At 73.6% G+C, this 22,194-nt stretch carries 11 protein-coding genes; 6 read left to right on the top strand and 5 right to left on the bottom strand.

Annotated elements, in window-relative coordinates; translation table 11 throughout:
• Positions 1 to 83: 83 nt before the first annotated feature.
• Positions 84 to 4,484 carry a protein kinase domain-containing protein gene (locus WME83_RS19625; protein ID WP_437320810.1) on the bottom strand — a complete coding sequence of 1,467 codons (4,401 nt, stop codon included), beginning with the start codon at positions 4,482 to 4,484 and terminating at the stop codon, positions 84 to 86.
• Positions 4,485 to 4,957: 473 nt separating this feature from the next.
• On the opposite strand from WME83_RS19625, the gene WME83_RS19620 reads away from it, so the two are divergent.
• Genes WME83_RS19620 through WME83_RS19610 form a run of 3 tightly spaced genes read left to right on the top strand, consistent with a single transcriptional unit; the run spans position 4,958 to position 8,895 of the window.
• A complete protein-coding gene (locus WME83_RS19620; protein ID WP_437320809.1) occupies positions 4,958 to 5,182 on the top strand; it encodes a hypothetical protein in 225 nt (74 codons plus the stop codon).
• An 8-nt stretch (positions 5,183 to 5,190) separates the two neighbouring features.
• Positions 5,191 to 5,685, top strand: a complete 495-nt coding sequence (locus WME83_RS19615) for a hypothetical protein (RefSeq protein WP_437320808.1) — start codon at positions 5,191 to 5,193, stop codon at positions 5,683 to 5,685.
• 24 nt (positions 5,686 to 5,709) lie between these two features.
• Positions 5,710 to 8,895 carry a tetratricopeptide repeat protein gene (locus WME83_RS19610; protein WP_437320807.1) on the top strand — a complete coding sequence of 1,062 codons (3,186 nt, stop codon included), beginning with the start codon at positions 5,710 to 5,712 and terminating at the stop codon, positions 8,893 to 8,895.
• Here the strand turns inward: WME83_RS19610 and WME83_RS19605 are convergent.
• The 3 genes from WME83_RS19605 to WME83_RS19595 all read right to left on the bottom strand — a co-directional run bounded on the left by WME83_RS19605 (position 8,876) and on the right by WME83_RS19595 (position 14,986).
• Entirely contained in the window at positions 8,876 to 11,536 is a 2,661-nt protein-coding gene (locus WME83_RS19605) for a hypothetical protein (RefSeq protein WP_437320806.1), read from the bottom strand. The two genes, WME83_RS19610 and WME83_RS19605, sit on opposite strands and share 20 nt — an antisense overlap.
• Positions 11,537 to 11,623: 87 nt before the next feature.
• A complete protein-coding gene (locus tag WME83_RS19600; protein WP_437320805.1) occupies positions 11,624 to 13,543 on the bottom strand; it encodes a hypothetical protein in 1,920 nt (639 codons plus the stop codon).
• Positions 13,544 to 14,017: 474 nt separating this feature from the next.
• The gene (locus WME83_RS19595) at positions 14,018 to 14,986 is read right to left on the bottom strand and encodes a hypothetical protein (protein WP_437320804.1); all 969 of its coding nucleotides are present in this window, start codon (positions 14,984 to 14,986) and stop codon (positions 14,018 to 14,020) included.
• A gap of 260 nt (positions 14,987 to 15,246) precedes the next feature.
• Between WME83_RS19595 and WME83_RS19590 the strand changes: the two genes are divergently transcribed.
• Both WME83_RS19590 and WME83_RS19585 read left to right on the top strand, forming a co-directional pair.
• The gene (locus tag WME83_RS19590; RefSeq protein WP_437320803.1) at positions 15,247 to 18,189 is read left to right on the top strand and encodes a tetratricopeptide repeat protein; all 2,943 of its coding nucleotides are present in this window, start codon (positions 15,247 to 15,249) and stop codon (positions 18,187 to 18,189) included.
• Positions 18,186 to 19,109 (top strand): hypothetical protein, encoded by a 924-nt coding sequence (locus WME83_RS19585; RefSeq protein WP_437320802.1) that lies wholly within the window; start codon positions 18,186 to 18,188, stop codon positions 19,107 to 19,109. Before WME83_RS19590 ends, WME83_RS19585 begins: the two co-directional genes overlap by 4 nt.
• A gap of 21 nt (positions 19,110 to 19,130) precedes the next feature.
• Here WME83_RS19585 and WME83_RS19580 read toward each other — a convergent pair whose 3' ends face one another.
• The gene (locus WME83_RS19580) at positions 19,131 to 20,438 is read right to left on the bottom strand and encodes an MFS transporter (RefSeq protein ID WP_437320801.1); all 1,308 of its coding nucleotides are present in this window, start codon (positions 20,436 to 20,438) and stop codon (positions 19,131 to 19,133) included.
• Between the two features lie 101 nt (positions 20,439 to 20,539).
• Here WME83_RS19580 and WME83_RS19575 point away from each other — a divergent pair, with 101 nt between their 5' ends.
• Entirely contained in the window at positions 20,540 to 22,114 is a 1,575-nt protein-coding gene (locus WME83_RS19575) for a CotH kinase family protein (protein WP_437320800.1), read from the top strand.
• Positions 22,115 to 22,194 lie beyond the last annotated feature (80 nt).

Here is a 22,194-nt window from a genome sequence, read left to right as displayed (position 1 = left end):
GCGGCTCGCCCTCGCCTCGCGCGTCCTCTCCCCCGGCGGGATCTCCGACGCGCGGGGCCCTCCCGGCGTCACGGCGCCTTCGCTCAGCGCCCGCCGGCGCCGCCTTGCCGGCCCGGGCCGACCGTGGCCTCGCAGCGCGCGAGCCACGCCGCGGCCTCGTCCATCAGGCGCTGCGCCAGCGCGCGCCGACCCACCCCGGCCACCTCGGCGTCAGCCACCGCCCTCGCCAGCTCCTCCGGCGCCGCCTCGCCCCGCCGGGCGAGGTGCAGCTTCTCCCACAGCGCCGCGGTGGCCGCGACCCCCGTGTCCCCGCCCTGCTCCGCGGCGCGCCTCGCCTCCCGCGCGTCCGCGAGCGCCTCCTCCTCCCGCCCCATGGCGGCGAGGATCTCGGCGCGGCGCAGCAGCGTGTGGGTCCTCATCGGCCGGTCGCCGAGCGCGCGCTGGATCTGCTCCGCCGCGCTCGCGTTCCCGAGCGCCTCGTCGAGCGCGCCGGTGTGCCGGAGCGCGTAGGCCCGGAGCGACAGCGCCGCCGCGCGGAGCGCAGGATCGCCGGCCTCGGCCGCCAGCTCCGCCGTCCGCCCCGCGGTCTCCGCCGCCTCCCCGGGGCGCCGCGCGCGCATGAGACAGGTGGAGAGGTTGTGCCGGAGCAGCCGGCTCTGCCCCCCCATCCCCTTCGCATCGGCCAGCTCCACCAGGCGGAGCAGCCGCGCGATCGCGTCCTCCACGCGGCCGAGCTCCGCCTCGAGCACGGCGAGATCCCCCTCGATGTGGATCTGCTGCCAGGTGGAGCCCGTCGAGACCGCGAGCGCGAGCGCCCTCGTCAGGTCGTGCTCCGCCTGGGGCAGCGCGTCGCGGCCCGCGGCGTGGCAGAGCTCGACCCGGAGCACCCGCGCCGCGAACTCCAGGGCCGGGCCGCACGGCTCGGCGAGCGCCACCGCCTCCCCGGCGAGCGCCATCGCGCGCGCGGGCGGCAGGACCCCGGCGAGCGCCATCCGGGCCTCGCAGCGCAGCGCCGGATCGCCGAGGCGATCCGCGTCGCCGAGCAGCGCCGGATCCTCGGCGGCCTCGGACAGCCCCCGGGCCACCTCGAGCCGCCGGATCCGCCGCCGCACGTCCTGCGTCAGGCCGCGCGCCGCGGCGCCCGGCGCCCCGGCCGCAAGAGCGAGCGCGCCCCCGCGGCCATCGAGCCGCGCGAGGCGGGCCTTCGCCTCCTCGAACCGCCGCGCCCGGGCGAGCACGCGCACCACTTCGAGCTCCACGTCGAGGCGCGCCTCGGGATCGGCGGTGAGCGCCGCGAGCTCCTCGCCGAGCGCCGCCGCCTCGGCGAAGAGCCCAGCGGCGACGGCCCCCTCCATCGCGCGCCCGAGCCACGCGCGCGCCTCGTCGCGGGCGCCGAGCTTCTCGTAACCGGCGGCGAGGAAGGCCGCGTCCGCCTCCGCGCTCGGCCCCCCGGCGATCGCGTCGAGCAGCGCCCGGTGCAGCCGGTGAAACCAGGGTCGATGCCGGACCAGGTTGAGCGCCGCCTGGCGGACCATCTCCTGCGCGAAGCCGTACTCGTGCCGATCGCCCGAGACCGCGAGGATCCCCGTGTCCACGAGCGCCTCGAGCGCCTGATCCACACCCTCCGCCTCGCCGAGGGCGCGGCGCAGGGTCGCGAGCGCGAGGCCGCCGCCGTGGAGGGCGACCGCGGCGAGGGCCGAGAGCGCGGCGCGGGAGGGCGCGCTCGCCGGATCGAAGAACGACGCGAGGCGGTCCTCGAGGAGCTCGGCCACGCCGGGCACGCCCTCGCGCAGCACGCGCTCGTCCACCGCGCGAAAGGAGCCGTCCTGCCACGCGATCGCGCCCCGCTCGCGCCATACCGAGAGCGCGTGCAGCACGAAGAAGGGGACGCCGCCCGAGCCCCGCACGACGGCCTGCTCGAGCTCGGCGTCGATGGGGCACACCGCCCGCGCCAGCGCCGCGGTCTGCTCCGCCGCGAGCGGGCCGAGCGGGAGGTGCCGCACGGCCGGGCCGATCTTGCCGCGGGTCCTGCCGAGCAGCGCCCGGAGCGGCGGCGAGGGGCTCGGCTCGTCGCGCGCGGCCGCGACGACGAGCAGGCGCGCCTTGGCCCCGAGCTCGGCCCGCTCGACGAGCAGCCGCAGGAGCCCCAGCGTCTGCGCGTCGGCCCACTGGAGGTCGTCGATGATCAGCGCGACGGACGCCCTCGCCGCCGTCCGGAGCAGCGCTTCCTCGACCCCCTCGAGGGCGTCGTTCCCGCCCTGGGGGCCGGGGAGCGCGGCCGGCCGGAGGGCCTGGTCGATCGCGTCCCGCAGCACGCCGAACGCCTCGCGGCCGCCGGCAGGCAGGGCGTCGAGGCCGCGGAGCAAGGGCCTGAGCGCGCTCTGGCGCTCGGGGGAGCAGCGGATCCGGAGCGTGCGCTGCGCCGTGAAGCCGGCCTGCTCGACGGCCGCGTCGAGCAGGCGGGTGCGGCCGATGCCGAGCGGCCCGGTGAGCAGCACGACCCGCGGGCGGCCCTGCTTCGCCTCGCGCGCCGCGCGCTCGAGCGCGGCGCAGACGTCGGCCCGCCCGACGAGCGGCGGCGCCGCGCGCAGCTCGCGGGGCGCCTCGACGTCCCCGCCGAGCAGGCGGCGAACGGCCCGGTCGAGCCGCGGGTCCTGCTGGCGCTCCCCCGAGGCAGGATCCGTGGCGCGCCACGGCCTGCCCGGCGCCGCGGGCGCCTCCGGGAGCAGCAGCCGGCCGCCGTGGTACGGGAGCCACGGCAGCAGCGGCACCCGGCGATCGCCGAGGACCGCGCAGGGCTCGCCGGCAGGGCCGGGCGCGCCGCCGTCGGGCCGGCCCTCGCGCCGCGCGTCGCCGCGGTCCTCGACGCCCGCCGCGCCCGCGGCGGGGACGTGGATCGGGATGGCGAGGAGCTCCGCCGCGCGCTCGAGGAAGGACGTGAGCCACCGCGCGCGCTCGTCGATGACCACTTCCGGCAGGGTGAGCGTCACGTCCGACGGGGAAGGCGTCGCCTCGAGCAGGCTGGGCGTCGCCCCGGGCAGGGCGGGGCCGCGCAGGAGCGCGCCGAGCTGCTCGGGGAGCCGCGGGTCCGCGGCGAACGCGAGGCAGCGCGCGAGCGCCGGGTCGATCGAGGAGAGCGCCTCGTGGAGGGCGCGCACGAGGTAGCACCAGGAAGAGGGGGTGGGCCGGGCCGCGCTCCGGAGCTGCTCGAGCAGCGCGCCCGAGCGCGGCGCGTCCGGGGCGGCGGCGAGCGCCGCCATGCCCAGGGCAAAGGCATACCGCAGGACGCCGAGGCCGAGCTCCCCCAGCGCTCTCCCCCCCTGGGACGCCTCGGCCGTGGACGCGGGGTGATCCGTGCGCCGGAGCCGGTCGAAGAGCGGCGCGAGCGGGGGCGGGATCCGGGGCTCGGCGCCGAGGAGCGGCCCCTGGGCCCGGGCGATAGGCGGCGGGGGCGGGCCCTCCGCGAGCGTCGCGCGGGGCGGCGTGAGCCGGTCGCGGAGGCGCTCGAGCGCGCGCGCGACCCCGTCGGCGTGGCCGGGGCGCGCGCGGGGATCGGGATCGCAGAGCAGCGCGATCAGCGCCGGGAGCGACGTGGCCTCGGCGGCGTCCGCGCGCGTGAGCGCCTCGGGGCGCGGGGCGGAGGGGCCGAGGTGCGCCCGGGTCCGCTCCGCCGTGTCGGGCAGGCGCCCGTTCCCCAGCTTGAACAGGGTCACGCCGAGCGCGTAGAGGTCGCTCCTCGGCGTCGGGGGCGCGGCGAGCGCGAGGCACTCGGGGGCGATGTAGCCCGGGGTGCCGACGAGCGCCGGGACGCGGATCGTCGACTCGGCGCCGCGCTCCGCCGTGGGCCGGTCCACGCCGCCCGAGGCGTCGGCGGTCCGCGCGTCCGGATCCACGGCCTGGGCCGCCGCGCGCGGGGAGCTCCCGGCGCCGTCGCCGGCGGCGCCGAGGACGACCGAGGGCGCGTTGACCACGATGCCGAAGTCGATGAGCTTGTAGCCGGACGCCCCCTGGACGATGTTCTCCGGCTTGACGTCCCGGTGCACGAGCCCCGCGGCGTGCACCGCGGCGAGCGCCCAGGCCATGCTGATCCCGACGTCGAGGACGCGGCGCTCCTCGAACGGGCCCTGCGCGCGCAGGACGACATCGAGGCTCGGGCCGGGGACGCGCTCCATCACCAGGCCGATGACGCCGTGGGCGTCGTCCCGCTGGAGCGCGTAGAAACGGACGATGTTGGGGTGCTCGACGCGACAGAGGGCGCGCGCCTCTTCGAGGATGCCCTCGCGCCACCGGCTCGCCTCGGCGGGAGAGCCCGACAGCGTCGCGGGGAGGACGAAGAGCTTGATCGCGACGTCGCGGAACGTCCTCCCGTTGTAGGTCTCCTCCGCGAGCCAGACCGGCGCGAAGCCGCCCTCCCCGAGGCGGCGGAGCAGCCGGAACGGTCCGAGGTGACTGATGACCGGGGGGCGGAGCGGCTCGGCGGGCATACGGCGACGAGCGCGCAGGATAACGCACCGGGCCGGCGCGGCGGAACGCCTGTCTCCGGCGGCGCGCCGGACGCGGGCGGAGCCCGGCGGGCATCACGACCACCGCGACCGACCTCGTCGCGAGGTCGCTTGTGGTGCTGCAGGCCGGGAGATACGCTGGGCAGAGCCCGCGCGACCCGAGCTCCGCGCAGGGGACGACGATGTCTCGATCAGCCATCACCGCCGCCGCTCTCAGCCTCCTCCTGCCGGCGGCGTGCGCGAGAGGGTCGCTCCCGGACGCAGCCGGGGCTGGCGCCCCCCGCCCGCCCGCTCCGTCGCCGAGCGCCGAGGAGACCGCCGCGAACGAGCACAGCGGCAGGACCCGCCTCTTTTACGAGGATTCTCATGGCAATCAGATCGTATACCAGGACCCGGGCGGCCGGTTTTTCCTATGGTATCCGGGCAACCGAGGCGCCCTCGGCGGCGACTGGCATATGGAGGGGCAACGCATCTGCTTCCACTACGATGAAGAGTACGCGTACAACCCGGTCACGGGCGAGTACAGCCAGTGGAATTGCCGGTCAGTCGCCGAGGACGACGAGCACGTGATCGACACCGCGCCGGGCGACGTCTTCGACCTGGCCACGGGGAGGGTGCCGTTCCGCCTCCCGGCCCACCCGCGGTTCGACTCCATCGCCGACGTGAAGGCCCCGCGCTGAGCAGACGCATGCCTCGGCCCAGCCTGCTTCTCGGCGTCCTCGGCCTCCTCCTGCCGGCGTGCGCGGGCGAGGCCCCGCTGCACCCAGGCGACGTCGCGGCGCCCGCCTCGCCGCCGCCGAGCCCCGACGAGAGCGGAAGGAAAGCGTACAGCGACAAGACCGTTCTTTATTACGACCCCTCTCACGGCAATCAGATCGAGTACACCGGCCCGGACGGCCGCGCGTTCCTCTGGTATCCCACCAACCGATCACCCCTCCCCGGCGACTGGCGCATCGACGGGCAGCGCATCTGCTTTCAGTACGGCGAATCGTCGTTCAACCCTGTCACCGGTGACCACGGGGGCGAGTGGGAGTGCACGCCGCTGGAGCAGCACGAGCGCCACATGGTCGATTCCGTATCCGGCGACGTGTTCGGCCTGGCGACGGGGAGCCTCCCGTTCCGGTTGCCCGTGCACCCCCGGTTCGACTCCATCGCCGACGTGAAGGCGCTGGCCCCGCGATAACGCACGGAGAGCGAGGGCTGCGCGATGGGCAAGCGTTGGTGGACGGCATGGGTGGCGGCGCTCGCGATGGCCGTGGCGGGGCCCGCGGTGGCCCAGGGCCCGCGGGGCGCCGCGACGGCGGCCTCGCGAGGCGAGGGAGCACGCCGGCTCCAGGCAGACATGGACCGGCTGGCCGAGCAAGCGCAGGCCATGATGGACAGAAAGGACTACCGGCGCGCAGCGTCGCTTTATGAGCGGCTCCGGTCCATCTCCGAGAAGGCGCTCGGACCCGACCACCCCGACGTCGCCCAGGCGCTCGTCGGCCTGGCCCATGCCTACCTGCTCCAGGGCGACATGGGGCGCGCCGAGCCGCTCTACCTGCGGGCCCTGGCCATCCGGGAGAACGCGCTCGGCCCCAGCCACCCAGACGTCGCCGATTCCCTCGACAACCTGGCGGTCCTCTATCGCCTCCGGGGCGACTACGCGAACGCCGAGCCGCTGCACCGCCGCGCCCTGGCCATCCGGGAGAAAGCGCTCGGGCCGGACCACCCCGACCTCGCCCAGTCGCTCCTGGATTTGGCGTCGCTGCTGGGCCCGAGCCCGCAGGCGGAGACGCTGCTCCGGCGCGCCCTCGCTATCCGCGAGAAGGCGTTTGGACCCGACCACCCCGACGTGGCCACCTCCCTCAGCGCGCTCGCGGCGCTGTGCTACGCGATGGGCGACTACGGGCGCGCCGAGTCGCTGTTCCGGCGTGCTGCGGCCATCCGGGCGGACGCGTTCGGTCTCGACCATCTCGAGGTGGCCGACGTCCTCAGCGATCTCGCGCGCGTCTACGAGGCCATGGGGGACCACGACCGCGCCAAGCCGTTGATCGAGCACGCCCTGGCCGTCCGGGAGAAAGCGCTCGGGCCCGACGATCCGAGCGTCGCGGCGTCGCTCAACGACCTGGCGGGGGTGTGGGGCGGGAGGTACTGGCAGGCAGAGCCGCTGTACCGGCGCGCCCTCAGCATCCTGGAGAAGGCGTATGGGCCCGACGATCCGCGCATCACCCTATCGCTCGACGGCCTGGGCGACTTCTATGCCGACAAGGGGGATCTCGCGCTCGCCTCGGCGCAGTGGGAGCGGTCGCTCACCCTCCGGGAGAAGGCGTACGGGCCCGACCACCCCGCCGTCGCCGACACGCTGAGCCGCATCGCCGGGCTGTACGAGCTCCGGGAGGATCACGAGGGCGCCGCGGCGCTGCGTGAACGTGTGCTCGCCATCTACCAGGCGGCGTACGGGCCCGATCATCCCGTCGTGGGCAGGGTCCTCGGCGATCTGACCGAGCTGTACCTGGCGCAGGGCCACACGGATCGCGCCGTGGGCGCGGCCCGGCGGGCGACGGACATCGAGGATCGCCACGCCGCGGCGCTGCTCGTCACCGGCTCCGAGGAGCAGAAGCGCCGCCACAGCGACCGGCTGTCTCAGCAGATGAACTTCGACCTCTGGCTGCATGTCCGGCGGGCCCCCGCGAACGTCGGCGCCGCGCGCCTCGCGGTCACGGCCCTGCTCCGGCGCAAGGGCCGCGTGCTCGATGTCATGGCCGGCAGCATCGCTTCGCTGCGCGGGTCGCTCGATCCGGGCGATCGGCGCCTCGTGGACCAGCTCTCGTCGGTCTACTCCAGGCTGGCCACCCAGGCCACGCGCGGGCCCGGCGGGTCCTCTCCGGAGCAGTACCGCAAGGACCTGGCCGCGCTGAACGAGGAGCGGCAAGCGCTGGAGGCCGCGCTCGGGCAGCGAAGCGCGGCGTTCCGGGACAGCCGGCAGCTCGTGATGTTGCCCGAGGTCCAGGCGAAGATCCCCGAGGGCGCCGCGCTCGTGGAGATCGCCCGCTTCCGCTACGGGCTCGTGCCGCGCTACGCCGCCTACGTCCTGCGCCGGAGCGGCGACCCGACCTTCGCCGATCTGGGCGAGGCGGCCCCCATCGAGGCCGCGACCGACGCGCTCCGCCGTGCGCTCGCCGACCACGACCTCACGCGCGACCCGAAGCCCGCGGCCCGCGAGCTCGACCGGCTCCTGATGCAGCCCGTCCGCAAGCTCCTGGGCGACACGCGCTGGGTGTTCGTCAGCCCCGACGGCCCGCTGCACCTCGTCCCCTTCGGCGCCCTCGTCGACGAGCAGGGCCGTTACCTCGTCGAGCGCTATCTGTTCTCGTACCTCACGACGGGCCGCGACCTGCTCCGGTTCGGCGGCGAGCGAGGGGCGCCGCGCGAGGCGCCGCTCGTGCTCGCCAACCCGGCCTTCGACGACAGCAAGGCCCCGCCGGGCCCGGAGGCCGCGCACCGCGGCGTACGGTCCATCGATATGCTCACCCAGCCGTTGCTCGGCCTCGGCGGCACCGAGGAGGAGGCGAGCACCATCGCCCGGCTCTTCCCGGGCAGCCGCGTGCTGCTCGGCGCCGAGGCCACCGAGGAGGCCGTCAAGGCCGCCCGCGCCCCGCGCCTCTTGCACCTGGCGACGCACGGCTTCTTCCTGCCCGACCAGCCCGTGCCCGAGGCGCTGCTGAGGGACCTGCGCGCGACCCCCACCCGCGCCGAGCGCGCGGCGCTCGAGCTGCGCGAGAACCCGCTGCTGCGCTCCGGCATCGCGCTGGCCGGCTTCAACCGGCGCCGGAGCGGCTCCGAGGACGGCGTGCTGACGGCGCTGGAGGTGGCGGGGCTCGACCTGCACGGCACGCGCCTCGTGGTGCTCTCGACCTGCGACTCGGGCGTGGGGCGCGCGCGCGCCGGTGAGGGCGTGTACGGGCTGCGGCGCGCGCTGGAGATCGCCGGCTCCGAGACGCAGGTGATGAGCCTGTGGCAGGTCGACTCGGGGCGCACGCGCGAGCTGATGCAGGCCTATTACGAGCGGCTGCAGCAGGGGGCGGGCCGGAGCGAGGGGATGCGGCAGGTGCAGCTCGCGATGCTCGCGGAAGAGGAGACGTCCCACCCCAACCTGTGGGCGAGCTTCATCGTCTCGGGAGACTGGCGCTCGCTGGAGGGGGCCCCGGGCCTGCCCGATCTGCGCGCGCGCCCGGGGCCGCGCGGGTGCGCCTGCACGCAGGCGGGCGTAGCGCCGCGCGCGCCGGCGGCGTGGGCGCCGCTGGCGCTCGGGCTCGCGGCGGCGGCGCGCCGGCGCGCCTCCCGCGCTCGAGGGCGCCCGCCGCGCCCCCGTCCGATCGGACGGCGCAGGGTCATGGCGCCCACACCGTGACAGGGATGCGGATCGTAGCGCTGCCGTCCGACGGAGGCGCGAACCGTGCGCGCTGGATGTAGGCGGCGAGGCACGTGACGAACGGCTCGGGCAGACCGGAGCTCAGCGGGAGCTGCTCGTAGGGCCTGACGGACGCGACTTCACCGTCCTGGTCTAGGTCCGCGATCATCGTGACGGATCCTTGCAGGCTGAGGCTGGCCGTGAAGCCACGGCGAGCGCACCGGCGGAAAGGCGCGTCCATCCCGGCAACCACGGCGCCTGCATTGCTCACGCTGCCGCTCGACACCAGCGGATCCCCGAGGACCAAGCGCGCCTCGTAGGGCGAGGCGCTCCGCCCATCCACGAGCCCCCACTGGGTGCCGTCGGGCGCCTCGAACGTGACGTGGAACAGGCCCTTGTGGAACCTGTCGTGATGACGGCGGAGCGCCTTCTCTATCTTTTGAAATAGCTCGCTCCGCGCGCCGTCCGGGAGGGCGGCTTGCCCGGCGGTGAGGCGCACGAGCGTCGAGCTCCGGTCGCGCGTCGTCCGCCCATGATCGGCCCACACCCCGTGCGCGGCCCAGGCGTCCAGCGCCGTGTCGAGCGCGTCGAGGTGATGCGCGTGGCCGTATTCGTTGAACACGGCGACGACCTTGCCCGCCGCCCGGAAGCTGGTCGTGACCCGCGTGTCGAACCACTGTTTCTTGAGGATGACATGGTAGGGCACGCGCCTGCCGGGCGCGATGACGCCGATCGGCTTCTTGACCTCATCGCGCGTGGAGAATGAGCCCAGATCGTTCGTCATCACCGCGACCACCTCGATCGGCGGCGTCGGCTCCTTGCCGGTGTTCTCGAGGATGCCCGAGACCGTCTCCGTGTTGGACATCAGCGTCCTGACATGGACCGGGTTCCTCAGCACGAGCGGCGACGCCTGCGGATCGAGCAGGACGAGCCCCGGGCTCCACAGCGCGAGCTGCAGCCTGCCACCCTCGTCCCGATGTTTCTCCAGGTCGAGCGCGAGCGGGCCCACTCGGAGGTGCACCGCCGCGCGGCGCTGCGCGAGCGCGCCCGTGATCGCCCGCGCCGCGGCGAACGAGCGCTCGACGAGCGCCTTCGCCTTCTGCCGCTCGATCCACGGCAGCTCGGCGGTCACGTCGAGGGAGCCCCGCGCGTAGGCGACGTGGACGCCTTCCGCGGGGACGCCCGCGGCGGCGGCGATCGCGGGCCTGAGTTCGTCGGCGAGCGTCGTGACGGGCGCGCGGCCGAAGGAGAGCGAGCCCTCGCCCGCGTCGCTCACGAAGATTTCCGCGTCATCGTACGTCGCGTCGATGTCCCCGTCGCGCGAGGTGTCCGAGAAGACCGCGAGCGCGACGCGCGCCTCGGCCGCGTCGAGCGCGACGGGCCCGATCCCCGCCAGCGGCCCCTCGAGCTGCGCGATCGGCCTCCCGCCGCTGGGTCCGATCAGGGACACGGAGACGTGGTTCCCCGCCTCGCGCAGCTCGAAGACCGCGCCCGTCGAGCCAAGCAGGCGCCTCGACCTCGCGGACGGCGGCGGCGCCTCGGCGCTGCCTGCCGTCGCCGCCGAGGCCATCGCCGCTGAGGTCGCCGCCGCCGCGCTCGAATCGGCGGGCGGCGCGCCGGCGTCGAGCGAACCGGCACCGGCGAGCGCGGCGGCGAGGCGGGTCGCCTTGGAGCCGTCGAGCGCGGCTCGGTAGTGATCGCCCTCCGCCGACCGGAACACGAGCCCATCGCCCAGAAAACCCACGGAGAGCTCTGCCGTGCTGACGGTCACGCCATCCACCTCGAGCACCGCCGGCAGCTCCGCGACGGCCTCGCCCTTCACCGTGACCATCACGAGGTCCTTCGCCTTTTCGGACGTGTAGCGGTCCGTGATCCTGTTCTGGACCAGGAGCCGCGCGCCATCCGCGGAGATGCCGCGCACCACCCCTTTGGCCTCGAGCGTCACCACCTCTCCCGAGTCATGGTGGAGGACGTGGATCTCGGCGGCTCCCGTGTCGTGGACGTCGGAGCTGCCTCCCTGCGGCGCGACCGAGAACGCCACCCGCTGGCCTCCCGCGGTCCCGACGACGTTGACGCAGCGGCGTCCCTCGGGCGAGATGCGCACCGGCGCGCCGCCGTCGTCCACGCGGTAGAGCGCCGCCTTCTCGTTCGCGGCGATCCATGTTTCCAGATGCTTGTTCTCCAGGGCAAGACGCCGCGTTTCGGTCCGGTCCTCCCTGACTTCCTCGGCGGCGAGCGCGACGCTCTCCGGCGGCACCGCCGGTTGCCGGATCATCACGATGCCGTCGCCGAGCGGCGCGAGCTTGAGCACCGGGTCACTCGATGCGATGAGATCCCTGGCGGCGCCGCCGGCGATCGGGCGGCGTGAGACCGCGAACGTGGCGGTCCCGGGCGCGCCATCGTCCCCCTTGCGCCGGCGCTCGAGGATCAGCACGGACGCTCCGTCGGGCGCGAACTGGACATCGAGCACCTGCGCGGGAGCGCCCTCGATCTTGCGGACCGAGCGCAGCGACGATGCCAGGGGCGAGGAGGTCGGCGTGCGCTCGCACGCCGGAACGAGCGAAAGGAGCGCTGCGGCGAAGCCCACGAGGCCGGCGACGCCGATCAGCTTCTGGACCGAGTTGATGGACTTCAGATTCATGGCGAGACTATCTCCCTTCCGGTCGTCGAACCGCTCCGGACGCACGCGACGGCGGGCGTCCTCGCTGGGCGCCTTGCGCTCGCCGCCTCACTGGAGCCACTCGATGAGATCCTTCACTCCGGCCTTCGGGGCGTTGGCCGAGACGCGCAGCGTCGCCGCGCTGTCTTCTCCGGGGCCGCTCGGCGCGATCGAGAGGAAGATCGGGACCTTGCCGTCGAAGCTCAGCGCCCCGAGCGCCTGGATCGACCGGTCGAGCAGCTTGAGGTCGGCCGTGGTCTCCTTGTCCGCCTGCAAGGCCAGGACACCTTTCAGCGTCACGAAGCCGATCCCGCCGGCGGGGAGCGACCGCAGGCGGGAGAGCTCCGGCCGGCTCGACAGGCCGCCGGATTTGCCGCTCAGCGTCTCCTTCAGCTTGGCGCGCGCCAGCCCCTCGATCTCCGAGACCGCAAACCACGTGCTCTCCGCGGTGCCGGCGATGAAGACGTGGTGTTGGTACGCGCCCTCGAGCGCCGGGCTCAAGGGCCGATGCGCGTACGCTGGATCCGGGACGACCCGGATCACGACATGAAGCGCGCCCGCGGGCAGACCGTCGGCGGGCACGACGGGGACCTCCCGGACATCCACCCCTGCGCGCTTGGGGCTGCTCCTTCGGCCCGCCCCGCTGCCTGCGGCGAGCGCCGGGTTCCTCGTGGGCAGCATCGTGGGCTCCGTGAGCAATGCGCGCACGTTGCTCGTCCACGTCGAGAGCGGCTCGAACGAGGAGATCAGGAACCATCCGCCTGCGGCAGCGCGGGCGCCACGGTATCGCTGGGCTGGATCCTGGGCGCTGCTCCACGTCGACGCCCCGTCCGGCGTGGGACCGTGCGCGACGATCAAGGGGCCTCCGGTCAGCGCGGCCTTGCTCAGCTTCGCGACCGCCTCTCGCCACGCTTCGCGCATGGCCCCGTCCTCCAGCTCGAGCGCGCCCAGGCGGTCCCACATCGGGGCGGCCATGGCCTGCATCGTCTCCGGCCGAGCCCCGGGGAAGTAGAACGCGAGGTCCGCGTCCGGGGGCACCCTCCAGAACGCGGGCGCGACGTCGCTTTGAGCGCTCCCCAGCATCGCCAGCGAGAGGGGCGACCGGAGAGAGCGAAACCGCAGCTCGAACCCCGCCGTGACCCCCGCGGGCCCGAGCTGGATATCCATGGCCATGTCGTGCAGGTCCGCCGCCCACTCCGAGATCACCAGCTCCCCGAGGCGACGCCCCTCCATCTCGGCGAGGGTCCCCCCGCGGCCGGCCGCGTTTTCCCGCTCTGACTTGGCCAGCCCCTCGCGGAGCTTCGTGTCCGGAAACTGCATGCACAGCCCCGGCTGGACCGGCTGGAGCGTCACGGTGCGCGCGAGGTACGGCCCGGCGAGATCCAGCTTCCTTCGGCTGGCGGCGCAGACGAGGTGGCTCTTCACCGGCGCGCCGCCTCGAAAAATGCCGCACGAGAGCCCCGCCTTCGCGATGACGCCCGCCTCCCGCCCGGCCCCCGGCTTCGGCCTCACCGCGAGCCGGCCGTCCGCCTCGGGCTCGAAATCGAAGCCGGCGTTCTGCCAGCTATCCTGGAACTCCTGCAGCGTCAGCGACATCACGATGTTGGATGCCGAGTTCGGCTCTTCGTCGAAGATGACCGCATCGATCGGCGCGGAGAGGTCGACGTGGGCGCCGAGTGATCCGAGGAAGACGTCGATTACCCTGCTCGGGTCGGCCAGGATGATCTTCCCGAAGTCGTCGTCGGGCGTGACGTACTCCCTCAGCGCGGCGAGGTCCGCCGCCGGAGAGCCCATCCGCACCGTGGCCAAGATCCCTTCGGGCCGGGGAACCGGCTCGTAGCCCGCGGGCGCCTCCCCGGGCGCGTCGGCCGCGCGGGCCTCGACGGCCACGTCCACCGGCGTATCGGCGGGCGACGGCGGCGTGCAGCTCGCTGCGGAGAGCACGACGGTGGAGAGACCCAAGGAGCGGACGAGCGAATGACGACGCATGGGTAGCCCTCTCGGCGGTTCGGGTCGGGGTGTCGGCGCATCGGCCGCGGCCACGTCGAAGCGCGGAGCTCTTCGCGTGTGGAAGAGCGAAGCGCTTCGTGCATGGAACGGTCGCCGACCACCACGGTTGGCAACCCCCGGGCCAACACCGAGGCGGTACGGCGTTGGCCGTGAAACGCCCCGTTCCACCGGCTCCGGAGCGCGGGCGACGCGCGGATGATCAAACGGATCGATCGCGTTGATCGAACGATCACATCCCACGATGTGCGCGACGTCCAGAGCGCTACCGCGCCGCATCTGGAAGACGAACCCTGCGAGGCTCACCACGATCGTGGCCAGAGGAGACGTCGCACCGGCTCGGGTTCGCAGGGGTGGGGCCAGAGATCTGACGGTCGAGCTTCACGCTGGGCGCGCGTGAGGAGCTCTCGTGAGGACGAGAGCCGCCTGCGAGGCCAGGCGGCCCGATGCCGGCGCTCACATCTTCGGAAGCCCCGGGGTGAGGCGCACGCGGAGGGTCGACGGAGGGGGCGAGCCGATGATCGACAGCACCACCGAAGGGCCGTCGTCGGGCGACCAGGACGCGCTGCCGGTCACCCTGCCGTCGGCCACGCAGCCGAGGAACTGCTCCGCGGCCTTGCACTCGTCCGGGATCACGAAGCTGCGCTGAGCCGACTTGCCGAAGAGGCGGATCAGCGCGGTCTCGGTGGCGCGGAACGACGTGGCCCAGCCCTGCGCGTCCTCCGGCGGGCGGATGACGAGCTCGACCGCCGAGAGCCTGTTTTCCTCGAACGTGAGCTCCGCCGACGCGCCCGCGATGCTCTCGGTCGGGGTGCCGCTGCAGCGGGCGACGCCGTCTTCCTCCTCGCTCCACGTGTGCCCTGCCGCCTGGCAGGCCGCGAGGGCGGTCGGCCTCGTGGCGCCGAAGGCGAACCCGAACGCCTCCACGGGCGCGGGCGGCGCGACCCGCTCGGCGCGCTCGGCTTTTGCGGCCGCGCGCTTCGGAGGTGCGCTCTGCAAGCCGCCTCCGGCGATGAGGCGATTGTGCGCTTCGGCCGCGCTGTCCATGCTGCTGACGGACCAGATCGCGAGCGGGATGCTGAGGGCGATCGCCGCGGCGCCCGCGCCCGCGAGCGGCCACAGCGGGTCGCGCTCGCCCCCCAGCTCCTGCCCCAGGGGCGTGCCGATCAGGATGCCTCCGGCCCCGGAGACGAGCCCCGCGATGAGCGACAGCGTCTGCGCGCGGCTCGCGTGGGGCGCCGCCTCGGGCTCCTTCGCGAGCCATTCCGGGACGCCGCTGACGGCCTCCCCATCCTGCGTGTACCGCGCCTCGAAGAACCCCGTGTGGAGCTCGAGCGGTCGGGTCGGGTCCATCTTCCGCGGCGCCGCGACGCACCCCAGTCCATGGAGCGCCAGCGCCACCGCCATCCACGTCATCGCTTTCATGCCGTTGCCTCTCTTCTCAAGCCCACGCTGCCTCACCGCGCCGCTCCCAGGGCTGGAGGGTCGCCCGCCCGGCGGGTCGAAAGCGCCGAGGGCGCTCTCTGGCGCCGTGTCTCTGCGGCGCCCGGCGAGGGGTCGCGGGGTCGCCAGGGAGCACCTCTGGCACGGGCTGTGCCAAGCGAGGGAATCGGGTGCTTGCGATGGCTACGGGCCGCAGCGAGGATGGGGCGATGCCCGGACGGCGGTGGTGGACGTGGGCGGCGGTGATCGGCGTGATCGGGGCGGCGCCAGCCTGTGAGGCCGCCACGAAAGTCTACATGAACTCTGTAACATCGGATCTACAAGACGCGACATGGAGAGCTTCGGAGGTAGAGGAAGCCAACCAGTTGACCGTCGAGGCCGAGAAGCGGAAGGCGCAGGGCAGGTACGAGGGCGCCATCCCCCTCCTGAAGCGCGCCCTGGCCCTCTACGAGAACGTGCTCGGAACCGACCACCCCACGGTCGCGAAGGCCCTCAGCGACCTGGGCGTGCTGTACCGTGAACGGGGAGACTACGCGCAGGCGGAGCAGCTGCACCGACGTGCCCTGGCCATGCGGGAGAACGCGCTCGGGCCCGACCACCCGGTCGTCGCCTCGTCGCTCAACGACCTCTCGGTGCTCTACCGCACCAAGGGAGACTACGCGCAGGCCGAGTCGCTCGCCGAGCGCGCGCTGGCCTTCCGGGAGAAGGCCCTGGGGCCCGACCACCCCGACGTCGCCCAGTCGCTCGCCACGCTGGCCGTGCTGTGCGGGGACAAGGGGGATTACGCCCGGTCCGAGTCGCTGCACGAGCGCGCGCTGGCCATCCGGGAGGAGGCGCTCGGGGAAGGTCACCCCGACGTCGCTCTGTCCCTCAACGATCTGGCGGCGCTGTACCGCGCAACGGGAGATTACGTGCAGGCCGAGCTCGTCTCCGAGCGCGCCCTGGCCATCCAGGAGAAGGCCTTACCGCCTGACCACCCCGCCATCGCCCTCGCGTTCAACAACGTGGCAGTGCTGTACGGGAAGCGGGGGGACTACGCGCGCGCCGAGCCGATGCACCAGCGCGCTCTGGCCATCCAGAGAAAGGCGCTCGACCCTGATCATCCCGACATCGCTCGGACCTTCCACTTCCTCGCGTCGCTGTACCTGGACAAGGGGGAGTACGCGCGCGCCGAGGCGCTCTCCGAGCGTGCCCTGGCCATCCGGGAAAAGGCGCTGGGGCCGTCCCACCCCGACGTCGCCCAATCGCTCAGCAACCTGGCAGCGCTGCACATCGCGCAATCGCGCATCGACGAGGCGGTGAAGACAGCCGGGCTGGCGACGGACATTCAGGATCGCAATGCGGCCGCCGTCCTCGCGACCGGCTCCGAAGAGCAGAAGCGCTCCTACATGAGCACGCTGGTCGACCAGACGCATCTGGCCATCGCGCTGCACATCCAGCACGCACCGGCGACGTCGGACGCCGCGCGCCTCGCGCTCACGGTCCTGTTCCGGCGCAAGGGCCGCGTGCTCGACGCCATGACCGGCAACTTCGCTTCGCTGCGCCTCTCGCGCGATCCCGGCGACCGGTCCCTCCTCGCGCGGCTCACGTCGGTCTACAGCCAGCTCGCCGCCGAGGTCTCCCGCGGACCGCAGAACGATCCACCGGCGCAATATCGCGAGAGGCTCGCCGCGCTCGAGCGGGAGCGGGAAGCGCTGGAAGCGGATATCGGAAAGCGGAGCGCCGCGTTCCGCGCCGAGCGGAAGCCCGTGCTCCTGTCCGACGTGCAGAAGGCGATCCCCGAGGGCGCCGCGCTGGTCGAGATCGCGCAATATCGTCCTTACCATCTCCGCCCCGACGCGCAGTCGGGTCACTGGGGTGCCCCCCGCTACGTCGCGTACGTCCTCGGGCGGGGCGGCGACCCCACCTTCACGGATCTCGGCGAGGCCGCCCCCCTCGAGGCTGCCGTCGACGCGCTCCGCCGCGCCCTCGCCGACCACGATCTCACGCACGACCCCAGGCCGGCCGCCCGTGACCTCGACCGTCTCCTGATGGAGCCCATCCGAAAGCTCCTCGGCGACACCCGCTGGGTCTTCCTCAGCCTGGATGGCCCCTTGCACCTCGTCCCCTTCGGCGCGCTCGTCGGCGAAGAGGGCCATTACCTCGTCGAGCGCTACCTCTTTTCCTACCTCACCACCGGGCGCGACCTGCTGCGCGTCGAGGACCGGAACGCCGCCTCGCGCGAGCCGCCGCTGATCCTGGCAAACCCGGCCTTCGACGAGAGCAGCGCCCCACCCGCGCCCGACGCGGCACACCGCGGCGTCCGCTCCATCGATATGGTCACCCAGCGGCTCCTGCCGCTCCAGGGCACCACGGCAGAGGCCCGCACCATCGCCGAGTTCTTCCCCGAGAGCCGCGTGCTCCTGGGCGCGCATGCCACGGAGGAGGCCGTCAAGACGGCCCAGGGTCCGCTGCTTTTGCACCTGGCCACGCACGGCTTCTTCCTGCCCGCGCAGCCCGTGCCCGCGGCGCTGCTGAAGACCTCCGGGCACGAGGCCACCCTGGCCGAGCTCGCCGCCCTCCGCCAGCGCGAGAACCCGCTGCTCCGGTCCGGAATCGCGCTCGCCGGCTTCAATCGACGCCGGAGCGGCTCCGACGACGGCGTGCTGACGGCGCTGGAGACCGCCGGGCTCGATCTCCACGGCACGCGTCTGGTGGTGCTGTCGACCTGCGAATCGGGGCTGGGCGAGGCGACCTCGGGCGAGGGGGTGTACGGGCTGCGGCGCGCGCTGACGATGGCCGGCTCCGAGACCCAGGTGATGAGCCTTTGGCAGGTCGACTCGGGGCGGACCCGCGAGCTGATGCAGGCCTATTACCAGCGGCTCGCGGGCGGCGCCGGCCGGAGCCAGGCGATGCGCGACGTGCAGCTCGCGATGCGGGCCAATCCGGCGACGGCGCACCCGAACCTGTGGGCGAGCTTCATCGTCTCGGGCGATTGGCGGCGGATGGAAACCCAGGTGCGCTCGCCGGAGGCGGGCAAGGTCGCGAAGGGCGCGCGCGGGTGCGCCTGCGAGCAGACCGGCGGCGAGCCGCGCGCGCACGGCGCCTGGCTGGCCGCCCTGCTCGGGCTCCTTGTCGCGGCGCGGAGGCGCACTTCAGGGCGTGAACGGCCTGCGTCGGGCGATGGTGGGAGGATGCGATCATGAACGGGTGCACGAAGACGCGGATGCTGGCGGTGCTGGTCGCGGGCGGGCTCGGGCTTTCGTGCGCGGGCTGCTCCTTCGTCTTCAGCCGCGGACCCGAGATCGCCCCCGAGGAGACGGGTCCCGAGGCGGAGCTGGACTGCACGGATCACCCATGGTGGGCCCTCCTGGATATCTCCATCGCGTCCAGCATGGTTTTGGCGCTCATCATTCCGGCCGCGAGCGAGACCGGGGCTTGGGCCAGGGAATATAAGCCGTACGCCATCAGCCCCGAGGCGGGCATCCTCGTCGGCGGCGCCGGGATCGTGGTCTCCGGGATCTCGGCGGTCCATGGCTTCGACGTCCTTGGCCAGTGCGCGAGGGCGCATCATCGAAAGAGGGAGCGGCGCGAGGGCATGGGGAGCGCGCCTTTGGTTCGTGAGGAGCCCCGCCGCGACGCTCGCCCCCCGGCCCCGCCGCCGGGCGCTGCCGGCTTCGTCTTTGGCGAGCTGATGGATGAGGCCGCCGCGACGTGCTTGGGGGCCGGGCTCCAGTGGAGCGAGGCCGCGGGCGGTGCCCGTTGCAGCGGCAAGCCGTCCGGGGAGCTCCCGGGCGCGTCGGCGCAGCTCGAGTTCACGGACGGCCGCCTCTCGGCGGTCGAGCTCGTCATCGACCCGGCCGAGGACGCGGGCCTCGCCGGCGCGCTGCGCGAGACCGAGGTCGCGTTGGTCCGGCTCTTCGGCAAGCCGGGCCATCGCAGCTTCGTGATCCCGGACGAGTGCAAGGCCGAGGAGGCGTTCCTCGGCTGTGTGGTCGATGGACGGGTGACCGGCAGAGCGTCGTGGTCACTCCCCGATGGGCAGTACGTGACGCTGTCCATCGCCGGCGCATCGCCGCCGGCGACGATCCGCGTGCGCATCACCCCGAAGCGGCCGGAGCCTTGAGGTCGAGGCCGGTCGGTAGGCCTACGCGCCGCCGCTCGTGCCCCGAGGGGACGTCGACCGGACGAGCATCTCGTGGAGCAGCCACAGGCCCGCGGCCGTGACCACCGCGAGCGTGCCGATCGACGGGAGCCCCACGCGCGCGGCGAGCACGCCGCCGAGGCTCGGCAGGACCGCGCCGCCCACCATGGCCGCGCTCGCCTGGAACCCGATCGCGTGCGCGGTGGAGGGGCCGAGCCGAGCCGGGGTGCGCGACATCAGCGTCGGGTAGATCGGCGCGAGGCCGAGCCCCGCCAGCATGAGCCCCGCGGCCCCTGGCCAGGCCGGGCCGACGGCGAACAGCGCGGTTCCGAGCAGCGCCACCACCGTGGCCATGCGAAGGAGCCGGTCGGCGCCCACCCGATCGACGAGGACGCCGAGCACGACGCGCCCGACGCCGATGCTGCCCCAGTAGGCGCCCGCCCACACCCCGGCCGTCTCCGCCGCGACGCCGCGCGCCTCGGTGTTGAGCGTGAAGCTCCACTGCCCGAGCATCACCTCGAGGCCCGTGTAGAGGAAGAACACCGCGATCTGTAGCCACACGCGCCCCTGCCGCAGCGCCGCGGCGAGCGGGACGCCCGGCCCCGGCGCCTCCTGCGGGGCGTCGCCGGCCGCGGCGCGCGCGCGGAACGACCCCTTCACCACGGCGAACGCCGTGGTCAGGAGCAACATGATCGCGCCGATGATCGCGTAGCCCGAGCGCCATGAGCCGGTGGTCGTGAGCGCCGCCGTCGCGATGAGCGGCCCCAGCGCCGCGCCGGCGCAGTAGCACGCGTGCAGCCAGTTCACGTGGCGCGCGGAGAAGTTGCTCGCCGCGTAGGCGTTGAGCCCTGCGTCGATCGCGCCCGAGCCGAGCCCGGTGATCAGCCCGCAAACAATCAGCAGCGGCCAGACCGGCGTCGCCGCGTAACCGAGCAAGGCGACCGTGATGAGCCCGCTGCTCAGCGCGAGCAGCTTGCCCACGCCGAGCCGATCCACGAGCTTCCCCGCCGCGACGCTGGACGAGAAATACCCCACGCCCGTCCCGACCAGGAGCGCGCCGAGCGCGCTCTGCGGGAGCCCGAACGACGCGCGCAGCGAGGGCCACGCGACGCCGAGCACCGCGTCGGGCAGGCCCAGGCTCACGAACCCCACGTAGGTGAGGATCAGGAGCGGCGGCACGCGGGCGCCCTCTCCCCAGGCGCCCGGCCGGCCCTGGATCGACCCGTCTTCCGCGATCTCGGTGGAAGCATGAACGGCCGAGATTGCATATTTTCCGCCCTCCCGCCACCGGCGTGAGGGCGGGCGGTGCATGGGCGGATCGGCTGTGTCTGCTCATCCGTCGGCAGCCATCATCATCTCATCCATCCCGCGCGCGCCCCCACGCTGGCGCGCGGTCGCGTAAGATTGCTGCCATGCGAACTTTTCACCCTTTCCTGCCGCTGACGGCGGCCCTGCTCCTCGGATCGCTGCACGCCGCCGGCTGCTCCGACGACTCGTCCGCCGCGGCGGATGGGCCGTCCGGCTCCAGCGGCGACGGCTCGCGCTGCGAGCCGTCGGGCGGCGGGCCGCACTGGCTCCTCGAGGGCGAGACCGTGACGTTCCCCGTGGCGTGCGCGAGCGGCCTCGCGCTCGCCGGCGACGCGTTCGAGGTCGGCCCGCTCCCCGAGGGCGCCGCCTACGACCCGGTCGCGCGCGAGGTGACGTTCTCGCCCGGGCTCGACCAGGCCGCCGTCTACGACATCGAGATCCGCGTCGCGCAGACGTCCGAGGTCGGGCGCGTCAAGGTCGGCGTCGCCGACGCCTTCGCCGATCCGTCGAACGTGCCCGTCGTCGATCCGACCCGCTACCCCGAGGAGTACGGCCTGCCGGTGCTCTTCCTCTCGCCGGTCCCCGAGGACAAGGAGTACGCCCCGGCCACGGTGATCTACCGCGGCCACACGTACGCCGCGGAGGCGGAGCTCCGCGGCGAGAGCTCGCTCTCGTACCCGAAGCGGAGCTACACCCTCAAGTTCCCCAAGGACGACAAGTTCAACGAGCCCGACGAGGCGGGCGGCTTCACCGATCGCCGCAAGGTCGTGCTCGTCACCACGTTCGACGACAACTCCTATGTCCGGCAGCGCCTCGCCTACGACCTCTGGAACCGCCTCGATCCCGAGCACATCCAGGTCAAGACCTACAGCGCCGTCCTGTACCTCGACGGGGAATACGCGGGGCTCTACACCGTCGCGGATCACGTCGACGGCTACCTGATGGAGGACCACGGCTACCCGCAGGACGGCAACCTCTACAAGGCGGTCAGCCACGACGCGAACTTCGCGCTGATCGGACACGACGACGAGCCGAAGGAGACGCTGCACGACGGCTTCGAGAAGAAAGAAGGGACGCCGGCCGAGGGCGAGCCGGAGGCGTTCTCGGACCTGGAAGATCTCGTGAGCTTCGTGGCCGAGTCCGACGAGGCCACGTTCGCCGCCGAGATCGGGTCGCGGATCGATCTGCGCGACTACGAGGACTGGTGGATCTTCGTCACGTTCATCATGGCCAACGACTCGGCCGGAAAGAACAGCTACCACTACCGCGATCCGGCCTCGGACGGCGTCTTCCGCTACGCGCCGTGGGATTTCAACGCGAGCTTCGGCCAGTCGTGGGAGACCGAGCGCGAGCCCGCCTCGGATCGCGTCGAGTACGACGACGCGAACCTCCTCTTCAAGCGCCTCCTCGAGGAGCCCTCGATCGGCGACCCGCTGCGCGCCCGCTACGGGCAGGTCCTGCGCGGCGCCTTCGCCGAGGCCGAGATCCACGCGATCGTGGACGGCTACGTGGAGCGCATCGACGCGAGCGCGCGCCGGGACGAGGCGCGGTGGGGCGAGGCGTACCGGAGCTACGAGGGCTGGAGCGGGCGCGACGACTTCACGACGTACGAGGAGGAGATCGCGTACCTGAAGGCGTGGATCTCGGAGCGGTGGCAGCACCAGGACGAGCTCTACTGAGCGCCGCGCGGCGGGCGACGCGCGGCGCGGTCCGCGCGGGCCGCGCGGGCCGCGACGGCGCGGGCCCGCGCGGGCCGCGA

It is taken from the genome of Sorangium sp. So ce385 (assembly GCF_051474135.1).
Lineage (GTDB): Bacteria > Myxococcota_A > Polyangia > Polyangiales > Polyangiaceae > Sorangium > Sorangium cellulosum_D.
This window is presented reverse-complemented; position numbering and strand designations above follow the sequence as displayed.

Excerpts from the sequence above, each read along its gene's own strand:
- WME83_RS19610 (WP_437320807.1), top strand. The coding sequence starts at position 5,710 with ATGGGCAAGCGTTGGTGGACGGCATGGGTGGCGGCGCTCGCGATGGCC.
- WME83_RS19600 (WP_437320805.1), bottom strand. The coding sequence starts at position 13,543 with ATGCGTCGTCATTCGCTCGTCCGCTCCTTGGGTCTCTCCACCGTCGTG.
- WME83_RS19595 (WP_437320804.1), bottom strand. The coding sequence starts at position 14,986 with ATGAAAGCGATGACGTGGATGGCGGTGGCGCTGGCGCTCCATGGACTG.
- WME83_RS19575 (WP_437320800.1), top strand. The coding sequence starts at position 20,540 with ATGCGAACTTTTCACCCTTTCCTGCCGCTGACGGCGGCCCTGCTCCTC.
- WME83_RS19625 (WP_437320810.1), bottom strand. The coding sequence starts at position 4,484 with ATGCCCGCCGAGCCGCTCCGCCCCCCGGTCATCAGTCACCTCGGACCG.
- WME83_RS19580 (WP_437320801.1), bottom strand. The coding sequence starts at position 20,438 with ATGCACCGCCCGCCCTCACGCCGGTGGCGGGAGGGCGGAAAATATGCA.
- WME83_RS19585 (WP_437320802.1), top strand. The coding sequence starts at position 18,186 with ATGAACGGGTGCACGAAGACGCGGATGCTGGCGGTGCTGGTCGCGGGC.
- WME83_RS19615 (WP_437320808.1), top strand. The coding sequence starts at position 5,191 with ATGCCTCGGCCCAGCCTGCTTCTCGGCGTCCTCGGCCTCCTCCTGCCG.
- WME83_RS19620 (WP_437320809.1), top strand. The coding sequence starts at position 4,958 with ATGGAGGGGCAACGCATCTGCTTCCACTACGATGAAGAGTACGCGTAC.
- WME83_RS19605 (WP_437320806.1), bottom strand. The coding sequence starts at position 11,536 with ATGAATCTGAAGTCCATCAACTCGGTCCAGAAGCTGATCGGCGTCGCC.